The sequence below is a fragment of the Bacillus cereus group sp. Bc010 genome (genome assembly GCF_027716745.1).
GTDB lineage: Bacteria > Bacillota > Bacilli > Bacillales > Bacillaceae_G > Bacillus_A > Bacillus_A pacificus.
Map to the genome: position 1 here is coordinate 144,006 of NZ_JAQFUY010000002.1, position 16,605 is coordinate 160,610.

Below are 16,605 nucleotides of genomic sequence, written 5' to 3' on the forward strand. Positions count from 1 at the left end.
TCTTTATATAAAGAAGATATGTATGGAAAGTTGATATAAATATGCCCTCACCTATATATAGATGAGGTTGCATGTTTCATTGTATTCGATAGGAAGGGAAAAAATCCCTTCCTATCGTATATCTTTTACTATGCTATTACAAATTTACTTTTTGTTCAAGAATTGTTGCAATTTTTGTAACCATAATATCAATTGCAACGTGGTTTTGTCCACCTTCAGGGATAATAATATCCGCAAATTTCTTAGAAGGCTCAATAAATTGATTGTGCATTGGACGTACAACATTTACATATTGATCAATAACTGAATCCATCGTACGACCACGTTCTTTAATATCACGCTGCATGCGGCGTAAAATACGAAGGTCAGCATCTGTATCAACGAATAACTTAATGTCCATTAACTCACAAAGACGTGGGTCTTCTAAAATAAGAATTCCTTCTAAAATGATTACATCTTTCGGCTCAACTGGAATAATTTCATCTGAACGCGTATGCAATGTATAGTCATATACAGGTTTCTCTACTTGTTTATATGCAAGCAACTGCTGCAAATGTTCAATTAACAAATCATTATCAAACGCTAATGGATGATCATAATTTGTTTTTAAACGCTCTTCCATTGGTAAATGGCTTTGATCTTTGTAATAATAATCTTGCTCTAAGATTAAAATGGAATGACCTTTAAAATGGTCAAAAATCGCTTTCGTTACACTTGTCTTACCTGACCCTGAACCACCAGCAATTCCAATTACAACAGGCTTATTCGTCCCCATTCGACTATCACTCTTTCTTATTGAAGTATGCTTTTGCGCATCATATTATTCACATACACTGGTTGATCCACTTTGAATTTCACGATTTGCAACGGATGTCTCGCTGCATCTAATTCGTTTCCATCCTCATCCCAAATTTTCTCCACCGTTTGCGTAAAGTTTTCTATTTCTGGCCCAAAGAACTCCACTTCATGTCCTGGTTTGAAATGATTACGTTGCTCAATCGTTACGATGCCCGTTTCTTCATTATAATCTAACACTAAACCAGCGAAATCATACGTTGTTTTCTTACTATGATTTCCAAACATTTGCTCTTGATGTCCTGGAACCCCTTCAAAGAATGCAGGAGCTGTATCACGATTTGCACATTTATCAAGCTCATCTAACCATTCTTGTTTAAACTCAAAGTTATCAGGATCCGCACAATATGCATCAATTACTTTACGGTATACTGTCGCTACAGTCGCTACGTAATGGATTGATTTCATACGTCCTTCAACTTTTAAGCTATCAATTCCAATTTCAATCATTTTCGGAATTGATAAAATTAAATTTAAGTCTTTTGGACTCATTGCAAAGTGAGCATCTTCTTCTTGGAATAGAGGAAGCTCTTTTGCATCTTTATGTTGTGATACTGTTTGAACTAAATCATAATCCCAGCGACAAGATTGACAACAACCACCACGGTTAGAGTCACGCGCTGTCATATGGTTACTTAGCGTACATCTTCCTGAATATGCGATACACATTGCACCATGGACGAATGCTTCAATTTCAATATCCACTTTTTCTTTAATCTCTTTCATTTCTTCATAGCTTGCTTCACGAGCTAATACAAGACGATGTAAACCTTCTTCTTTCCAATACTGTGCTGCTTTCCAGTTGGATAGTGATTGCTGTGTGCTTAAATGCACCTCAACAGAAGGCGCTACACGTTTACAAGTCTCAATGATAAGCGGATCAGCAACGATAATTCCCGTTACGCCAGCTTTTTCAATCCCTTTTAAATATTCCTCTAGCCCGTCCATATTTTCATTATGTGCAAAGATATTTGTTGTTACATATATTTTTGCTCCATATTTCTTTGCAAATTCCACACCTTCTGCCATTTCTTCCAGTGTAAAGTTACCTGCATTCGAACGAAGACCAAATTCTTGTCCACCTAAATATACAGCATCTGCCCCGTAATGGATAGCTACTTTTAATTTTTCTAAGTTACCCGCAGGGATTAACAGTTCAGGTTTCTTCACAATAACGCGTTTGCCATCGATCACTCGTGAAATTTCTTGTACAGTCATTTCCTACACCCTCCTCGTTTAGTAAACCGTCTCTTTAAAGAAGAATCCTGTATCTAACGGACGATTCACCGGTTGCATTTCTTCTATCTCTTTATATAAGTCGTCTTTCACGTCGTAATACGCATCACGATCTTCTACACATAAATCAATTGCTTTACGATATTTCTTCGTTACCTCAATAATGTATGCAGAGCTTTTTAGTACACCATCAACTTTTAAGCTATCAATTTCAGCATCAATTAGCTCTTCTAACTCATCGATGAAACAAATATCATTTGGACTCATAATGTGAGTACCATTTTCATCTTCATAAATTGGATATTTATTGTTACGCTCTGGGTCATATAAGAACATATTCTCTTCATATTTTTTCTTTTCGATGTCAAGATGACGTCCTTGATACTCAAAGTAGTTTCCTACTAACGAACGCTTCGATTGGAACATACAAGTCATACCGTGAATTTGCACTTCAAGTTCTACTTCAGCATTTTCTTTTAATTCAACAATTTCATCTAAGCTAAGCTCGCGAGCTAATACAGCACGTTTTGCTCCTCTTTGTCCCCAGTAGTTACAAGTAAACCAGTTTGTTGCTGTTGTTTCTGTATTCCAGTGCAATTGCATATTTGGCGCTACTTCGCGAACCGCCATTAATACTGCTGGATCTCCGAAAACAATTGCATCTACATGTACTTCGTTTAAAAATGCAACATAGTCTGTTAATTCTTCTACTTTATCGTTGTGGAACATAGCGTTCATTGCTACGTATACTTTTACACCATTTTCATGTGCAATCTTCACAGCTTGTTTCACATCTTCACGTGAAAATTCCCCTGCTAAACGTAAACCAAACTTTTGCTCACCGATCATTACCGCATCTGCTCCTGCTTTCGCAAGAGGTTCGATATCCGCCACTGCTTTTGGTGTTACTAACAATTCTGGTTTCTTCATACCTTGGTCACCCTTTCTTTTTACTAACAGCTACTCCATCACCAATTGGGAAAATCGTTGTATCATAGCCTTCATGGTTCATAAGCCATTCATTGTACGTCTTAATACGACGGATTAAACCACGTGTACGTCTGTTTTCAATTTTCTCTTTCGTCGTTACAAGGCCATGGTACATAACATTATCTGAAATAATTACGCCACCAGGATTTAATAACGGTTCATATAAGTCAAAAAAGCGACGATATTGTCCTTTTGCTGCGTCAATAAAAATAACGTCAAATGTTCCATGTTCTTCTACTTGCTCGCCTGTTTCTAACGCATCACCGTAAATAACGGAAATACGCTCTTTAACTGGTGAACGTTCTATATATTCAAGTGCTTTTTCATATCGATCGCGATTGCGCTCAACTGTCACAATGCGAGAATTTGGAATAGCTTGCATCATACGAATACTAGAATAGCCAATTGCTGTACCTAGCTCTAAAATGCTCTTCGGTCCAATTAAACGTAAAAATTGCAACATAAATTCCATTCCAAGTCGATCCATAATTGGCACATGATTTTCTTTCGCATAGTCTTCCATTTCAAGAATTAATTTATCTTTCGGATCAATAAATGATAATAGGTACTCGTTAACTGCATCCTCCATAATGGTCCTCCTTATTTACATGGAGAAGTGCCTCTATGACGTCTTTTCACACATAGAATGCAATAAAAATACAAGCCAGCTTTACCCTTAGCTTGTACGTCCCGTTTTGATATTAAAAACGATTCTTCTGCCAGTTTTTAACCCGATATATTTTACCACAAAAAAGAGGGATGTGCGACCTTTTTCGCTATCCCTCCCCATTTCACTGTTTTTTCGTAATATATTTTTGCTTTAGTGCATTATGCTCTTCCAATGTTTTCGCATAGTACACTTCACCAGTTGGTGCAGCTAAGAAATAATAATAATCTGTTTGCGCAGGCTCTAGCGCTGCTTCCACTGAATGTTTACCAGAGTTTGCAATCGGGCCCACCGGCAATCCTTTCACAACGTACGTATTGTACGGTGAGTTTATCTTTAAATCTTCGTATAATACACGTTGTTTATGCTTTCCAAGTGCATATAATACCGTTGGATCCGTTTGCAACGGCATACCTTTTGCTAAACGATTATAAAAGACACTAGAGATCTTTTGACGATCTGTAAAGCCTGTTGCCTCTTCTTCAATAAGTGAAGACAATGTTAAAAGCTGATGAACATCCCAGTTTTTCGCTTTCATTTTTGCTTCGTTTTGAACAATGATTGCATTCGTTTTCTCAAGCATTGGAATGACAATTTCTTCTAACGTCGTATCCTTTTTATAGAAAGAGTACGTCGCAGGATATAAATAACCTTCTAATGGATATTTAATATTGCTATCAAAAATTTTATCCGTCAACAGCTTGGGATACTTTTGCTGCATTTTTTGAATAAATGCTTTATCGTTTAATTGACGTACAACATCATCTTTATTCCACTTTAATTCGTTTGCAACCGTTTCTGCAATTTCAGTTACTTGCGCCCCTTCTTTTACCGTCACTTTATAAAGAGCTGGACGATGTACATTACCAGATGACATTTGCTCAATAACATCTTTTGCACTCATTGAAGGATTTAATAAATATGTACCCGCTTGTAAATTTTTAGATTTAGCCTTTGTATAAAAACTAAAAACTGTACCGTTTTTCACAGCACCTTTTCCTTCTAAAATCTCACCAATTTTACTAGTAGATGATCCCTTTGGAATTTCTACTTCAATCTCTTTTTTATTCCCGCTATCAACCGGTCCTAATGCGGATGAAATATACGCATAGACTGAACCACAAACTAAAAGCAGTGCAATTATCGAGAATAAAAAAATGCGTCTACGCTTCTTTTTCACTTGATTCTCTACCAAAACTCTTCCTCCTTATTCAATTGTAGGCCATATGTACATCTTTCTATACAACACGATGAAAAATCACAATACATTTACCTATCATTTTTGACAGATACTTTATTTTCTACAATCCGTCTCATTATACTACAAAGGATTACGCAGTTTCGACAAAAAATCTTTCATTTTACATATAAAAAAGGCGGACGATATACCGTCCACCTTTTCAGTACTTATTATTCAGCTTCTTGCTCATCAGCAATAGTGTTAAATGTTTCTTGTACCATTTCCCACTCTTCTTCAGATTCGATTGGAAGTAATACTCCGCCCTCTTCTTCATTTTGCTCATAAGCCATTGCATCATAAATTGGGTCTCCATCTTCATCTACTTCACCGATTGGAGAGAAGATTACGTATGATTTTTTACCAAATTTTTCAGCATCAAAAGTGAAAATAATTTCACATAAATGTTCGTTACCTTTTTCGTCTACAATTGTAATTTGACGTTCTTCCATTTTGGTCACCTCTTATTTACTATCTAAAAATCCTTGTAAGATTACGACTGCAGCCATCTTATCGATTACTTGCTTTCGCTTCTTACGACTTACATCGGCTGAAATGAGTAGACGTTCCGCTGCCATCGTTGACAAACGCTCGTCCCACATTACAACGTCTAATTGTAACAGCTCTCGTAGGTTTTCTGCAAATTGTTGGCATGCTTCACCACGCGGGCCAATTGTACCATTCATATTTTTAGGTAAACCTACTACTATCTTGTCCACATCATACTGTTTTACTAACTCAGAAATGCGGTCAAAACCAAATTGACCTCGTTCTTCGTTAATCTTGATTGTTTCAAGCCCTTGCGCTGTCCAGCCCATTTCGTCACTAATTGCAACTCCGACTGTTTTTGTACCTACATCTAAACCTAATATCCGCATAAATTACTCCTCACGATGATGTTTCAAGTAAGACTTCACAAGCTCTTCAATTAATTCATCACGTTCAAGCTTGCGAATGATGCTTCGCGCATCTTTATGGCGAGGTATGTATGCTGGGTCTCCACTTAATAAATAACCGACGATTTGGTTAATCGGATTATAGCCTTTTTCTTGAAGTGCATCATACACAGTTAAAAGTACATCATTTACATGGACACTCTGTTTTTCATCTTGAATGCTAAACTTCATTGTTTTATCAAAACCGTCCATTTCAAGCACCTCACTTATATAGTAAGTATAGGGAGAAGAACTTCTCCTCTCCCTACCATTGTACACTACTATCTCTTTATTTTGAAACAGATTTAACGTACTCTTGTACAAATGCTAAAGCTTCCTCAACTTGCGCTGGGTTTTTACCGCCCGCTTGTGCCATATCAGGACGGCCACCACCGCCACCGCCACAACGAGAAGCTACTTCTTTCACAAGTTTACCAGCATGGTATCCTTGGCTAATTAAATCTTTCGTTACGCCAGCTAAGATGTTTACTTTATCATCATTTACAGACGCTAATACGACAACTGCAGATTGTAATTTATTTTTTAGGTCATCCATCATCGTACGTAAGTTGTTCATGTCTGCAACATTTACTTTTGCCGCTAATACGTTCACGCCATCAACTGTCATTACTGAATCAGTTAAGTTTCCAGCTTCAATATTGCTTAATTTTGCTGCAAGAGATTCGTTTTCTTTTTGAAGTTGTTTTACTTCAGCAAATAAACCATCTACTCTTGTTAAAATGTCTTTTGGATTTGTTTTCATTTTTCCAGCTGCTTCTTTTAATAAACCTACTTGATCGTTCATTAATTCATAAGCAGACTTACCAGTTACTGCTTCAATACGACGAGTTCCTGCACCGATACCAGACTCAGCAACGATTTTGAAAATACCGATAGAAGCTGTGTTATCAACGTGACAACCACCGCAAAGCTCTAAGCTATAGTCGCCAACTTGTACGACGCGTACAACATCACCGTATTTTTCACCGAATAATGCCATTGCGCCCATTTCTTTCGCTTCTTCGATTGCTTTTTGAGAAATCTCAACATCAATACTTTCCCAAATTTTCTCGTTTACGATACGCTCAATTTTTTCTAATTCGTCAGCTTGTACTTGACCAAAGTGAGAGAAGTCAAAGCGTAAACGTTCAGAAGTTACAAGAGAACCCGCTTGGTTAACGTGCGTTCCAAGTACGTCTTTTAACGCTTGGTGTAGTAAGTGAGTTGCTGTATGGTTCTTCACAACACTACTACGGTTTTTCGTATCGATAATAGCTTTTACAGCCGCATCTTTCGTTAATGTACCTTCTTCAACTACAACTTTGTGCAAGTTTTGGCCGTTTGGTGCTTTTTGTACGTCTTTTACAAGAACTTTCACACCATCAGCAAGAAGGTAACCACGGTCTGCAATTTGTCCGCCGCTCTCAGCATAGAATGGTGTTACATCAAGCATTAATTGTCCTTCTTCACCTGCTTGCAAGCTGTCTGCGTATTCACCGTTTTTCACAAGTGCAACAACGTTACTTTCTGTTGCAACCGTACCGTAACCAACGAACTCGCTCGCTACTTTCACTTCTCCAAGGACACCGCCTTGAACTTGCATAGAATCAACGTCTTGACGAGCAGCACGTGCGCGCTCACGTTGTTTTTCCATTTCATTTTCAAAGCCTTCATGATCAACTGTCATACCAGCTTCTTCTGCATATTCTTCTGTTAATTCAATTGGGAAACCGTATGTGTCATATAGACGGAACGCATCTACTCCAGAAATAACAGTTGTTTTTTCTTCTTTCGCTTTTGCAATAACTTCAGCTAAAATTGCTTCACCATCATGAAGTGTTTCGTGGAAACGCTCTTCTTCATTTTTCACAACTTTTGCAATGAAATCTTTCTTTTCAAGTACTTCTGGATAGAAGTCTTTCATTACTTCTCCAACAACCGGTACTAATTCAAACATGAACGGACGGTTAATGTTTAATTTCTTAGAGTAACGAACAGCACGGCGTAATAAACGACGTAATACATAACCACGGCCTTCGTTAGATGGAAGAGCGCCGTCACCAACAGCGAATGTTACTGTACGGATATGGTCAGCGATTACTTTAAACGCCATATCTTTTTCTAAGTCACCATTACGATATTTCTCGCCAGAGATTGTTTCTGTTGCACCAATCATCGGCATGAATAAGTCCGTGTCAAAGTTTGTAGGTACATCTTGAACGATAGATGTCATACGCTCTAGACCCATCCCTGTATCGATGTTTTTCTTAGGAAGTGGTGTATATGAACCATCTGGATTATGGTTAAATTGAGAGAATACAAGGTTCCATACTTCTAAGTAACGCTCGTTTTCTCCTCCTGGATATAATTCTGGGTCACTAAAGTCATTACCGTAAGCTTCTCCGCGGTCATAGAAAATCTCTGTATTCGGTCCACTTGGTCCTTCACCGATGTCCCAGAAGTTTTCTTCTAAGCGGATGATACGCTCTTTTGGAACACCCATTTTCTCATTCCAAATTGTGAATGCTTCTTCATCTTCTGGATGGATTGTAACGGATAATAATTCTTTATCGAATCCGATCCATTTGTCGCTCGTTAAGAATTCCCAAGCCCAAGTAATTGCCTCTTCTTTGAAGTAATCGCCGATTGAGAAGTTCCCTAACATTTCAAAGAATGTATGGTGACGAGCTGTTTTCCCTACGTTTTCAATATCGTTTGTACGAATTGATTTTTGAGCATTTGTAATACGTGGATTTTGCGGGATTACACGTCCATCAAAATATTTTTTTAATGTTGCTACACCACTGTTAATCCATAAAAGAGATGGATCCTCATGTGGAACTAGTGATGCACTAGGTTCTACTGCATGTCCTTTTTCTTGGAAAAAGTCTAAAAACATTTGACGAATTTGTGCGCCTGTTAGTTGTTTCATTGTATTTTCCTCCTTAAATATAAAAAACTCCCGCCCCTATAAAAGGGACGAGAGTTAACTCGCGATACCACCCTAATTATGAATTGATTACTATATGAATCAATTCATCACCTCATGGTGCCGTAACGTGGCAAAACGGCAGTGATTAGCTGCTCTCAGGATTAGCTTTCTGTTACCCTTCATTTAAAGCTTCTTTCAGCCATATGGAAGCTTCTCTCTATAAATGGACTGTAACGTACTTGTTCCGTCATTGATTTAATGTATTATATGACTAAATATAATAGAATTCTCTTAAGTTTGTCAATGTAGATAATCATTTTACACATCTTCTTTTTTCCAAAGAGGCCTTACATGAACGATTACTGTACGAATAACCGCTAAAATAGGAACTGATATTAATAACCCTACAATTCCTCCCACTTCTCCCCCAACTAGTAGTGCAAGCATAATAATGACAGGATGCATGCGAAGGGACTTACCAACGATATAAGGGGATAAAATGTTACTTTCTACGAATTGCAAAATAGCAATCGCAATCCCCGCTTTAATGAGTAAACTTGTTGATACCGTTGCCGCAATCATTAATGTCGGAATCGCCCCTAAAATAGGGCCAAAGTACGGTATTATATCCGTCACCCCAATAATAATACCGAGTAACAATGGATATTTCATACCGATAAACCAAAAGGAAAGAGCAGATACGCCCCCTAATACTAAACAAACAAATAACTGTCCTCGAATATAACTTCCAAGTGATTTATCAATTTCTTTCGCCAGCATTTGCCCCGTACTACGCCACTTACTCGGAACTAGTTTCCAAAAAATATGATAAAACTCGCCGTAATCTTTTAATATGTAAAATACAATGAACGGAATTAAGAAAATAATGAGTAACGAATCCAGTACACCGCGAGCTGTGCTCATCACTTTATTTAAAAGTGCTTGTATCTTCGTCTCTACTCCAACAAAAATTTGTTTCACCTTTTCATGAATAAATGACGGGAAGTTCGCTGTTTGTTCTGTAACACCATCCATCCAAGAATCATACATTTTTGTAAACTGCGGGAATTGTTCATTGATTTCTTGTAATTGCTTAATCACAACCGGCGTTCCTTTATAAATTCCATAACCAATTCCGCCAAAGAAAAGGATGTAAATGAGCAAAATAGCGAGTGTGCGCGGCATCCCTTCTTTATGAATTTTTTCAATTAAAGGATGCAATAAATACGCAATAAAACACGCGATAAGAAACGGTGTAATGGCCACTTTACATACAAAAATAATCGGTGCCCATAGCGGCTTAATTTTTAAAAAGACGAGCAAACAAAGAAAGACAAGTAACAATAATCCTAAACGGTATATCCAAATGATTTTAAGATTCTTCACACGAAAAACCTCCTCCACCTTTATTGTGAAAATAAATAGGGTAGGTTATGTGCAAAAGTTTTAAAATCTTTTTGTGCAGACCATACTGTTTTGTAAAGACGCACATATATATACATAACAAGGACAACCACCCCTGAGAACGCAGCGTGAAACAATTTAATCAGGAGGGCTCATAATGGTTTTATTTATGCTCGTATTATCAGCACTTTTTATGATTCTTGAATGGATTTGTATCGGGTTTGGTATTTGGAAAGGTTTCTTTATTCGTTCCTCACGAAAAGAAAGAGCGAAGCATTTATTTCATTACGGAATGCTTGGCGTTGGATGTTACGGCCTATCTTATCTCTTCTCTGAAATTGGACTTTTATATTTGCATACAAATGCATAAAAAAACTCCCTTGTTGATGAAGGGAGTTTTTTACGCTTATAAATAAGATTTAATCATCTTACGTGCTTTTTTCATATTGCGTTTTGAAAAGACATCTTGTTTGCGAGCATATTGATATGCTGCCGCTCCAACACCTAATGCGATTAATGAATTGCGTAGATTCAAAGTAAATCCCCCTTTTCGTTATCCGATCGTTCTTTCATTCTCATCAAATAAATCATCAAGAGAACTTAACGAACCATCTTCTTCTACTTGATGCGTATGGATTTTCCCCTTTGAAACCGATAATTCGATATAACAATTCCAGCAATAAAATTGGTTGACACCTATTTTCCCAATGTCTTTTCCTTTGCAATTTGGACAAATAAACATATGGCGTTCATCTCCTTACAGTCTCCCGGATTCTATTCGCCATTATTTCCAAACTGCATTCATTTATACATTGCTGGAGCCTTTCAACGTTATACGTTTGAAAGTTTCACTATATAATTTCACCTTTTTACATGAAATCATACGGTGAAATGTTTTCCACGTCCATTTCTTCGCCATTCACTGTTACCATCTGTACTTCTCCTTGCGATTCCTGCAATCGACTCGCTAAAGTCGTTTGACGCATTGCATCATCAAGGCGGTTTACACCAGACTGGAAAGCAGCTTCCTCCCCGCAAATAATAAGGAACTTCTTACTTCTTGTAATACCAGTATAAATTAAATTACGACGTAACATACGATTATAACTTTTTACTATCGGCATAATTACAATCGGAAACTCACTACCTTGCGATTTATGAATGGAACAGCAATAGGCATGTGTAATTTGATTTAAATCTGGTTTTGTATATGTTACCTCAATTCCATCAAATGAAACGATAATCATATCTTGTTGCTCAACGTTTTCTTTCGCATAAAACACCGAAACAATTTCTCCGATATCACCATTAAACACTTGACTCTCCGGCTGATTAACGAGTTGCAAAACTTTATCGCCTCTTCGATATACAACATCGCCATAAGCAATTTCTTTACTCTTTTCCCTTTTCGGATTAAATACTTCTTGCAACGCTTCGTTTAGTACATTAATACCGGCCGGTCCACGATACATCGGGGCCAATACTTGTACATCTCTTGCGCTAAAACCTTTTGTCTTAGCATTTTCACAAACCTTCTTAACAACCTCAACAATTTGAGCTCCTGTGCAGCCGATAAATGAACGATCTTTTTGATTTTGCGCTAAATCTGGTGGGAGTGTTCCATTTTTTATCGCATGAGCAAGTTGAATTACTGATGAACCTTCCGCTTGACGATAAATTTCAGTAAGCTTTACAGTTGGAACTGCACCTGCATTCAATAAATCTTTCAATACTTGTCCAGGTCCTACAGATGGTAATTGATCTTCATCACCTACAACGATAACTTGAATGTTCGTCGGCAATGACTTAAACAGCTGATTTGCAAGCCAAATATCAACCATTGAAAATTCATCAATAATAAGCAACTTCCCTTGTACCGGATCTGTTTCATTACGCTGGAAAGACCCTTCTGGCGTCCAGCCAAGTAAACGGTGAATTGTACAAGCTGGAAGTCCTGTCGATTCACTCATTCGCTTCGCTGCCCTTCCTGTTGGAGCCGTTAATAATATCGGAAATGGATTATCATCACTGTATTCATTCGGATTTAACGATAGCCCGTGAAGTGACGCATACATTTCAACAATTCCTTTAATAACTGTTGTTTTTCCTGTTCCTGGTCCACCTGTCAATAACATCATCGGTTTATGAAGTGCCGTTTGAATTGCTTCTTGCTGAAGTGGTGCATACTGTACGCTCAGTTGTTCTTCAATTTCACCTAACGTCTTTAACACTTCTGCTTCAGGGAATGAAGGTGTTTCCTCCTGATTCATGAGCCTGCGAATAGACTTTACAACACCTTTTTCAGAGTAGAATAACGATGCCAAATACACTCGTTCTTCTTCAATAATAACTTTCCCTTCACTTTGCATCATTTCAATACAACCTACAATGTCTTCCTCCGTCACTCTTCCTTCTTGATTATTTAAAAGTGACATCGTTTCTCTTACAAGTTGATCTTTTCTCATATAAACGTGACCAAGTTGTAATGATACATTCTCTAACGTATAAAAACATCCCGCACGTACACGATCATCATGATTACCCGATATCCCTAACGCACGTCCTATATCATCCGCTCTTCCAAATCCAATTCCATCCACTTCTTCAATAAGCTGATATGGATTATTACGAATCACTTCTAATGTCATCTCTTTATATTGCTGGTAAATCTTGATAGAAAGCTTCGTTCCAAAACCGTAACCATTTAAAAAACTCATTACTTTCTCTAATCCTTGATGTTCAACAATTGTCTCATATATTTCTTGCGCTTTTTGCTTGTTTACAACACCATTTAAAGCCTCAGGATCATCCATAATTTTAGAAATAGCATGTTCCCCTAGATGGTCCACAATTTTTTCAGCTGTACGCTTTCCTATCCCTTTAAATAAATCACTCGCTAAATATTGCACCATACCTGCTTTTGTTTGCGGCAATTCTTTCTTAAACGTTTCAACTAAATATTGTTTCCCATACTTCGGATGGTCTTTAAAATGCCCTGTCAACGTAAACACTTCATCTTCATGCATGCGGGGAAAATGACCGTTTATCATCACTTTTTTTTCGTCGTACGTTTCATTCGTTTCAATGACTTTCATACTGACAACGGAATAGAGGTTTTCTTCGTTGTGGAAAATGGTATGAAGAACTTGCGCTTTTATAAACTTTTTCTCTTCCTCAAACAAATCCATTGCATGTTGATTTCCCATCTTTCCTCTCCTTTCCGGTTTCGCTTCACTTTAATGAGCAGTACATCCCCCACCTATTTAGATGAGGGATAACTACCCATTAAACTACATTTTTCTTATTCAGCTTCTTGCTCTAATAAACGAACACCATTACCCGCTAAAAAGTGATCTGGCTGAATTTCAGTTGCTTTCTTAAATAAAGCGAGAGCCTTCTCATTTTTTTCCTCAAATACGTAGGCAACACCTAAATTATAATACGCATCTGCATGCTCTTCATCCATTTCTAATACCTTTTCAAAATAAGGTTTCGCCTCTTGAATATGTTCTAGTCGCGCAAAGCAAAGTCCGCACTGGAACAAAGCTTCTACATCGTTTTCATCTAATTCTGTTGCTCTTTGTAAAAACGGCAGTGCAAGACGATCATTTCCAAGTTGCACATGTGTAATACCTAACATAAACGTTACATCAGCTGATTGTAATCCAGCTTGCATCGCTTGTTCAAATACAGCTTTAGCCTCTGCAAATTGCTCTTGACCGTAATATACGTTTCCTAATCCATAATAAGCAGCCGCAGATTTATCATCTAACTCTAATGCACGTTTATAAAATAAAATTGCTCTCTCACTATCACCTAGTACATCTAATAAGTTTGCAAAATTAATATATCCAAGCGCATCTTTCGGATTTTCTTCGATTGCTTCTTTGAAATTTTTAGCAGCTTCTTCCCAGTTTCCTTCTTGCATATATTGAATACCTGTTTCAAGTTTGTTTGACATGTCCTTCACCTCTACAACAAATTATAACAAAGAATGTATTTTCCAAGCGAACGAAAATTCGCCTTATGTAAAAGAAACCTCTAACCGCGAATCGGTAGAGGCTTCTCGTTTTATCCTAAATAATCCAATTTCTTACCGCTACGGTACACTTCATCAATTGTAGCACCGCCTAAACACTCATCTCCATCATAGAAAACAACTGCTTGTCCTGGTGTAATTGCACGAATTGGCTCGTCACAAAGAATACGAACTGTATTTTCATCAACGATTTGAACCGTTACTTTATTATCTTCTTGACGATAACGGAATTTCGCTGTGCACTTAAATTCTTTCTCTTTCGCTTTATTACTTACCCAGCCAACATTTGTAGCAATAACTTCGTCGCCATATAGAAGTTCGTTATGGAATCCTTGATCAACATATAAAATGTTTTCTTTCAAGTTTTTCCCAACAGCAAACCACGGATCACCGTTACCACCAATACCAAGGCCATGACGTTGTCCAATTGTGTAGTACATTAAACCGTCATGCTTTCCTTTCACTTCGCCAGATAATGTTTGCATCACACCTGGTTGTGCTGGTAAATAGTTACTTAAGAAATCTTTAAAGTTACGCTCACCAATGAAGCAAATACCAGTACTATCTTTCTTCGCCGCTGTCGCTAAACCAGCTTCTTTCGCCATTTCACGAATTTGTGGTTTCTTCAGTTCACCAAGCGGGAACATTGTTTTTGATAATTGCTCTTGGCTTAATTGATTTAAGAAATACGTTTGGTCTTTATTGTCATCAACGCCGCGAAGCATTTTATATTCGCCGTCCATATAAGCAACGCGTGCATAATGACCTGTTGCTACATAATCAGCTCCGAGCGCAATGGCATGCTCTAAAAATGCTTTAAATTTAATTTCTTTATTACACATTACATCTGGGTTTGGTGTACGACCAGCTCGGTATTCATCTAAGAAGTACGTAAATACTTTATCCCAGTATTGTTTTTCAAAGTTTACTGCATAATACGGAATACCAATTTGGTTACACACTTCAATTACATCATTGTAATCTTCTGTTGCTGTGCAGACACCATTCTCATCTGTATCATCCCAGTTTTTCATAAAAATTCCGATTACATCATAACCTTGCTCTTTTAATAAAAGAGCCGCTACAGATGAATCGACGCCACCGGACATCCCGATGACAACGCGTGTTTCGTGAGGTAGTTTGTTCATCATGTCACCTCCCATGCTAATTTTGTGTTAATCGCTTCACGATTTTCACTGTTTCGTACGCCGCTTTCTCAACTTGCTCTTTCGTATTTCCAAGTCCGAAACTAAAACGTACGGATGAACGTATTTGATCGGAGTCTTTTCCGAACATCGCCACCAATACATGTGATGGATCAATCGAACCAGCTGTACAAGCCGAACCACTTGATACTGCAATGCCAGCTAAGTCTAAGTTCACAAGAAACGGTTCAATGTTCATTCCTGTAAAACTAATATTAAGCACATGTGGTAATCGATATTCTAAGTTTCCGTTTACCTCGAAAGTAATGTCTTCATTTTTGAAGACAGATACCATTATATCTTTAAACTCTTCATATTGGGCATTTTTTTGCTCACGAGTTTTTTCAGCTAGCAAAATTGCATGTTGCAACCCAACGATGCTCGGCACATTTTCAGTACCAGCACGGCGTTTTCTTTCTTGCTCCCCACCTATTAATAACGGTTCAAATTTCACGTCTGCACTAGCGTATAGGAACCCGACACCTTTTGGCCCGTTAATTTTATGAGCCGAAATTGATAATAAATCAATACCAAACTCTTTCACATCAATTTCTACTAAACCGTAAGCTTGTACCGCATCTGTATGGAAATAAGCTTGATGCTCTTTTAGCAGCTTACCTATTTCCGCAATTGGTTGCATCGTCCCAACTTCATTATTCCCAAACATAATAGATACAAGAATTGTCTCTTCTGTTAATGCCTTTTGTATGTCAGAAACTTGAACGCGTCCTGTTTCATCAACAGGTAAATATGTCACTTCAAATCCTTCACGCTCTAACAATTCACACGTATGCAAAATTGCATGATGTTCAATTTGTGTCGTTATAATATGGTTACCTTTATGACGGTTCGCACGCGCTACACCGATAAGCGCTAAATTATCAGCTTCCGTACCACCGCTCGTAAATATAATTTCATTCGGATTCGCATGAATGCTACGTGCACATGCGCGTCTCGCCTCATCTACTGCATGGCGCGTTTGACGTCCATAAAAGTGAATACTAGACGGATTTCCGAATGTTTCTGTCATATATGGAATCATCTTTTCGACCACTTCCGGGTGAGTCGGAGATGTCGCAGCATGATCTAAATAAATGCGTTCCAT

General features: G+C 37.8%; 17 protein-coding genes and 1 other annotated feature. Of the genes, 1 reads left to right on the top strand and 16 read right to left on the bottom strand.

Annotated elements, in window-relative coordinates; translation table 11 throughout:
* Positions 1-136: 136 nt before the first annotated feature.
* From udk to PDQ68_RS03850, 10 genes are all read right to left on the bottom strand, one after another.
* Entirely contained in the window at positions 137-775 is a 639-nt protein-coding gene (gene udk / locus PDQ68_RS03805; RefSeq protein ID WP_000537087.1) for a uridine kinase, read from the bottom strand.
* A 17-nt stretch (positions 776-792) separates the two neighbouring features.
* The gene (locus tag PDQ68_RS03810; protein ID WP_000217969.1) at positions 793-2,073 is read right to left on the bottom strand and encodes a peptidase U32 family protein; all 1,281 of its coding nucleotides are present in this window, start codon (positions 2,071-2,073) and stop codon (positions 793-795) included.
* Between the two features lie 18 nt (positions 2,074-2,091).
* On the bottom strand, positions 2,092-3,021 hold the full coding sequence (locus PDQ68_RS03815; RefSeq protein ID WP_000742781.1) for a peptidase U32 family protein: 930 nt from the start codon (positions 3,019-3,021) through the stop codon (positions 2,092-2,094).
* A gap of 7 nt (positions 3,022-3,028) precedes the next feature.
* Positions 3,029-3,670 (bottom strand): O-methyltransferase, encoded by a 642-nt coding sequence (locus PDQ68_RS03820; RefSeq protein WP_000389089.1) that lies wholly within the window; start codon positions 3,668-3,670, stop codon positions 3,029-3,031.
* 202 nt (positions 3,671-3,872) lie between these two features.
* Positions 3,873-4,943, bottom strand: coding sequence for an endolytic transglycosylase MltG (gene mltG, locus PDQ68_RS03825; protein ID WP_000230089.1), 1,071 nt, complete (start codon positions 4,941-4,943; stop codon positions 3,873-3,875).
* Between the two features lie 215 nt (positions 4,944-5,158).
* Positions 5,159-5,437: a DUF1292 domain-containing protein gene (locus PDQ68_RS03830; protein WP_000392731.1), complete on the bottom strand. Its 279-nt coding sequence runs from the start codon at positions 5,435-5,437 to the stop codon at positions 5,159-5,161.
* Between the two features lie 12 nt (positions 5,438-5,449).
* Positions 5,450-5,863 (bottom strand): Holliday junction resolvase RuvX, encoded by a 414-nt coding sequence (gene ruvX / locus PDQ68_RS03835; RefSeq protein ID WP_001221197.1) that lies wholly within the window; start codon positions 5,861-5,863, stop codon positions 5,450-5,452.
* A gap of 3 nt (positions 5,864-5,866) precedes the next feature.
* Positions 5,867-6,133 carry an IreB family regulatory phosphoprotein gene (locus PDQ68_RS03840; protein WP_000348590.1) on the bottom strand — a complete coding sequence of 89 codons (267 nt, stop codon included), beginning with the start codon at positions 6,131-6,133 and terminating at the stop codon, positions 5,867-5,869.
* Between the two features lie 76 nt (positions 6,134-6,209).
* On the bottom strand, positions 6,210-8,852 hold the full coding sequence (alaS, locus tag PDQ68_RS03845; RefSeq protein ID WP_000811832.1) for an alanine--tRNA ligase: 2,643 nt from the start codon (positions 8,850-8,852) through the stop codon (positions 6,210-6,212).
* 40 nt (positions 8,853-8,892) lie between these two features.
* Positions 8,893-9,112: a binding site (T-box leader), on the bottom strand.
* 58 nt (positions 9,113-9,170) lie between these two features.
* Positions 9,171-10,238, bottom strand: a complete 1,068-nt coding sequence (locus PDQ68_RS03850; RefSeq protein ID WP_016718519.1) for an AI-2E family transporter — start codon at positions 10,236-10,238, stop codon at positions 9,171-9,173.
* 175 nt (positions 10,239-10,413) lie between these two features.
* On the opposite strand from PDQ68_RS03850, the gene PDQ68_RS03855 reads away from it, so the two are divergent.
* Entirely contained in the window at positions 10,414-10,626 is a 213-nt protein-coding gene (locus PDQ68_RS03855) for a hypothetical protein (RefSeq protein ID WP_000242550.1), read from the top strand.
* Positions 10,627-10,662: 36 nt separating this feature from the next.
* Here the strand turns inward: PDQ68_RS03855 and PDQ68_RS03860 are convergent, their stop codons facing one another.
* The 6 genes from PDQ68_RS03860 to PDQ68_RS03885 all read right to left on the bottom strand — a co-directional run bounded on the left by PDQ68_RS03860 (position 10,663) and on the right by PDQ68_RS03885 (position 16,605).
* Positions 10,663-10,791, bottom strand: a complete 129-nt coding sequence (locus PDQ68_RS03860; protein WP_001053553.1) for a YrzQ family protein — start codon at positions 10,789-10,791, stop codon at positions 10,663-10,665.
* A gap of 18 nt (positions 10,792-10,809) precedes the next feature.
* Complete coding sequence (locus PDQ68_RS03865; RefSeq protein ID WP_000469281.1) at positions 10,810-10,998, bottom strand: hypothetical protein; 189 nt, start codon at positions 10,996-10,998, stop codon at positions 10,810-10,812.
* 127 nt (positions 10,999-11,125) lie between these two features.
* Positions 11,126-13,462, bottom strand: a complete 2,337-nt coding sequence (gene recD2, locus PDQ68_RS03870; RefSeq protein ID WP_061184097.1) for an SF1B family DNA helicase RecD2 — start codon at positions 13,460-13,462, stop codon at positions 11,126-11,128.
* A 95-nt stretch (positions 13,463-13,557) separates the two neighbouring features.
* Positions 13,558-14,217, bottom strand: a complete 660-nt coding sequence (locus tag PDQ68_RS03875) for a tetratricopeptide repeat protein (RefSeq protein WP_061184098.1) — start codon at positions 14,215-14,217, stop codon at positions 13,558-13,560.
* Between the two features lie 110 nt (positions 14,218-14,327).
* A complete protein-coding gene (gene mnmA / locus PDQ68_RS03880) occupies positions 14,328-15,443 on the bottom strand; it encodes a tRNA 2-thiouridine(34) synthase MnmA (RefSeq protein WP_001038008.1) in 1,116 nt (371 codons plus the stop codon).
* Between the two features lie 16 nt (positions 15,444-15,459).
* The gene (locus PDQ68_RS03885) at positions 15,460-16,605 is read right to left on the bottom strand and encodes a cysteine desulfurase family protein (protein ID WP_000439905.1); all 1,146 of its coding nucleotides are present in this window, start codon (positions 16,603-16,605) and stop codon (positions 15,460-15,462) included.

Bases quoted from the DNA above. Each gene is read 5' to 3' on its own strand.
- PDQ68_RS03830 (WP_000392731.1), bottom strand. From the start codon at position 5,437: ATGGAAGAACGTCAAATTACAATTGTAGACGAAAAAGGTAACGAACAT.
- PDQ68_RS03810 (WP_000217969.1), bottom strand. From the start codon at position 2,073: ATGACTGTACAAGAAATTTCACGAGTGATCGATGGCAAACGCGTTATT.
- PDQ68_RS03855 (WP_000242550.1), top strand. From the start codon at position 10,414: ATGGTTTTATTTATGCTCGTATTATCAGCACTTTTTATGATTCTTGAA.
- alaS (WP_000811832.1), bottom strand. From the start codon at position 8,852: ATGAAACAACTAACAGGCGCACAAATTCGTCAAATGTTTTTAGACTTT.
- PDQ68_RS03815 (WP_000742781.1), bottom strand. From the start codon at position 3,021: ATGAAGAAACCAGAATTGTTAGTAACACCAAAAGCAGTGGCGGATATC.
- udk (WP_000537087.1), bottom strand. From the start codon at position 775: ATGGGGACGAATAAGCCTGTTGTAATTGGAATTGCTGGTGGTTCAGGG.
- ruvX (WP_001221197.1), bottom strand. From the start codon at position 5,863: ATGCGGATATTAGGTTTAGATGTAGGTACAAAAACAGTCGGAGTTGCA.
- recD2 (WP_061184097.1), bottom strand. From the start codon at position 13,462: ATGGGAAATCAACATGCAATGGATTTGTTTGAGGAAGAGAAAAAGTTT.
- PDQ68_RS03885 (WP_000439905.1), bottom strand. From the start codon at position 16,605: ATGGAACGCATTTATTTAGATCATGCTGCGACATCTCCGACTCACCCG.
- mnmA (WP_001038008.1), bottom strand. From the start codon at position 15,443: ATGAACAAACTACCTCACGAAACACGCGTTGTCATCGGGATGTCCGGT.
- PDQ68_RS03820 (WP_000389089.1), bottom strand. From the start codon at position 3,670: ATGGAGGATGCAGTTAACGAGTACCTATTATCATTTATTGATCCGAAA.
- PDQ68_RS03865 (WP_000469281.1), bottom strand. From the start codon at position 10,998: ATGTTTATTTGTCCAAATTGCAAAGGAAAAGACATTGGGAAAATAGGT.
- PDQ68_RS03875 (WP_061184098.1), bottom strand. From the start codon at position 14,217: ATGTCAAACAAACTTGAAACAGGTATTCAATATATGCAAGAAGGAAAC.
- PDQ68_RS03840 (WP_000348590.1), bottom strand. From the start codon at position 6,133: ATGGACGGTTTTGATAAAACAATGAAGTTTAGCATTCAAGATGAAAAA.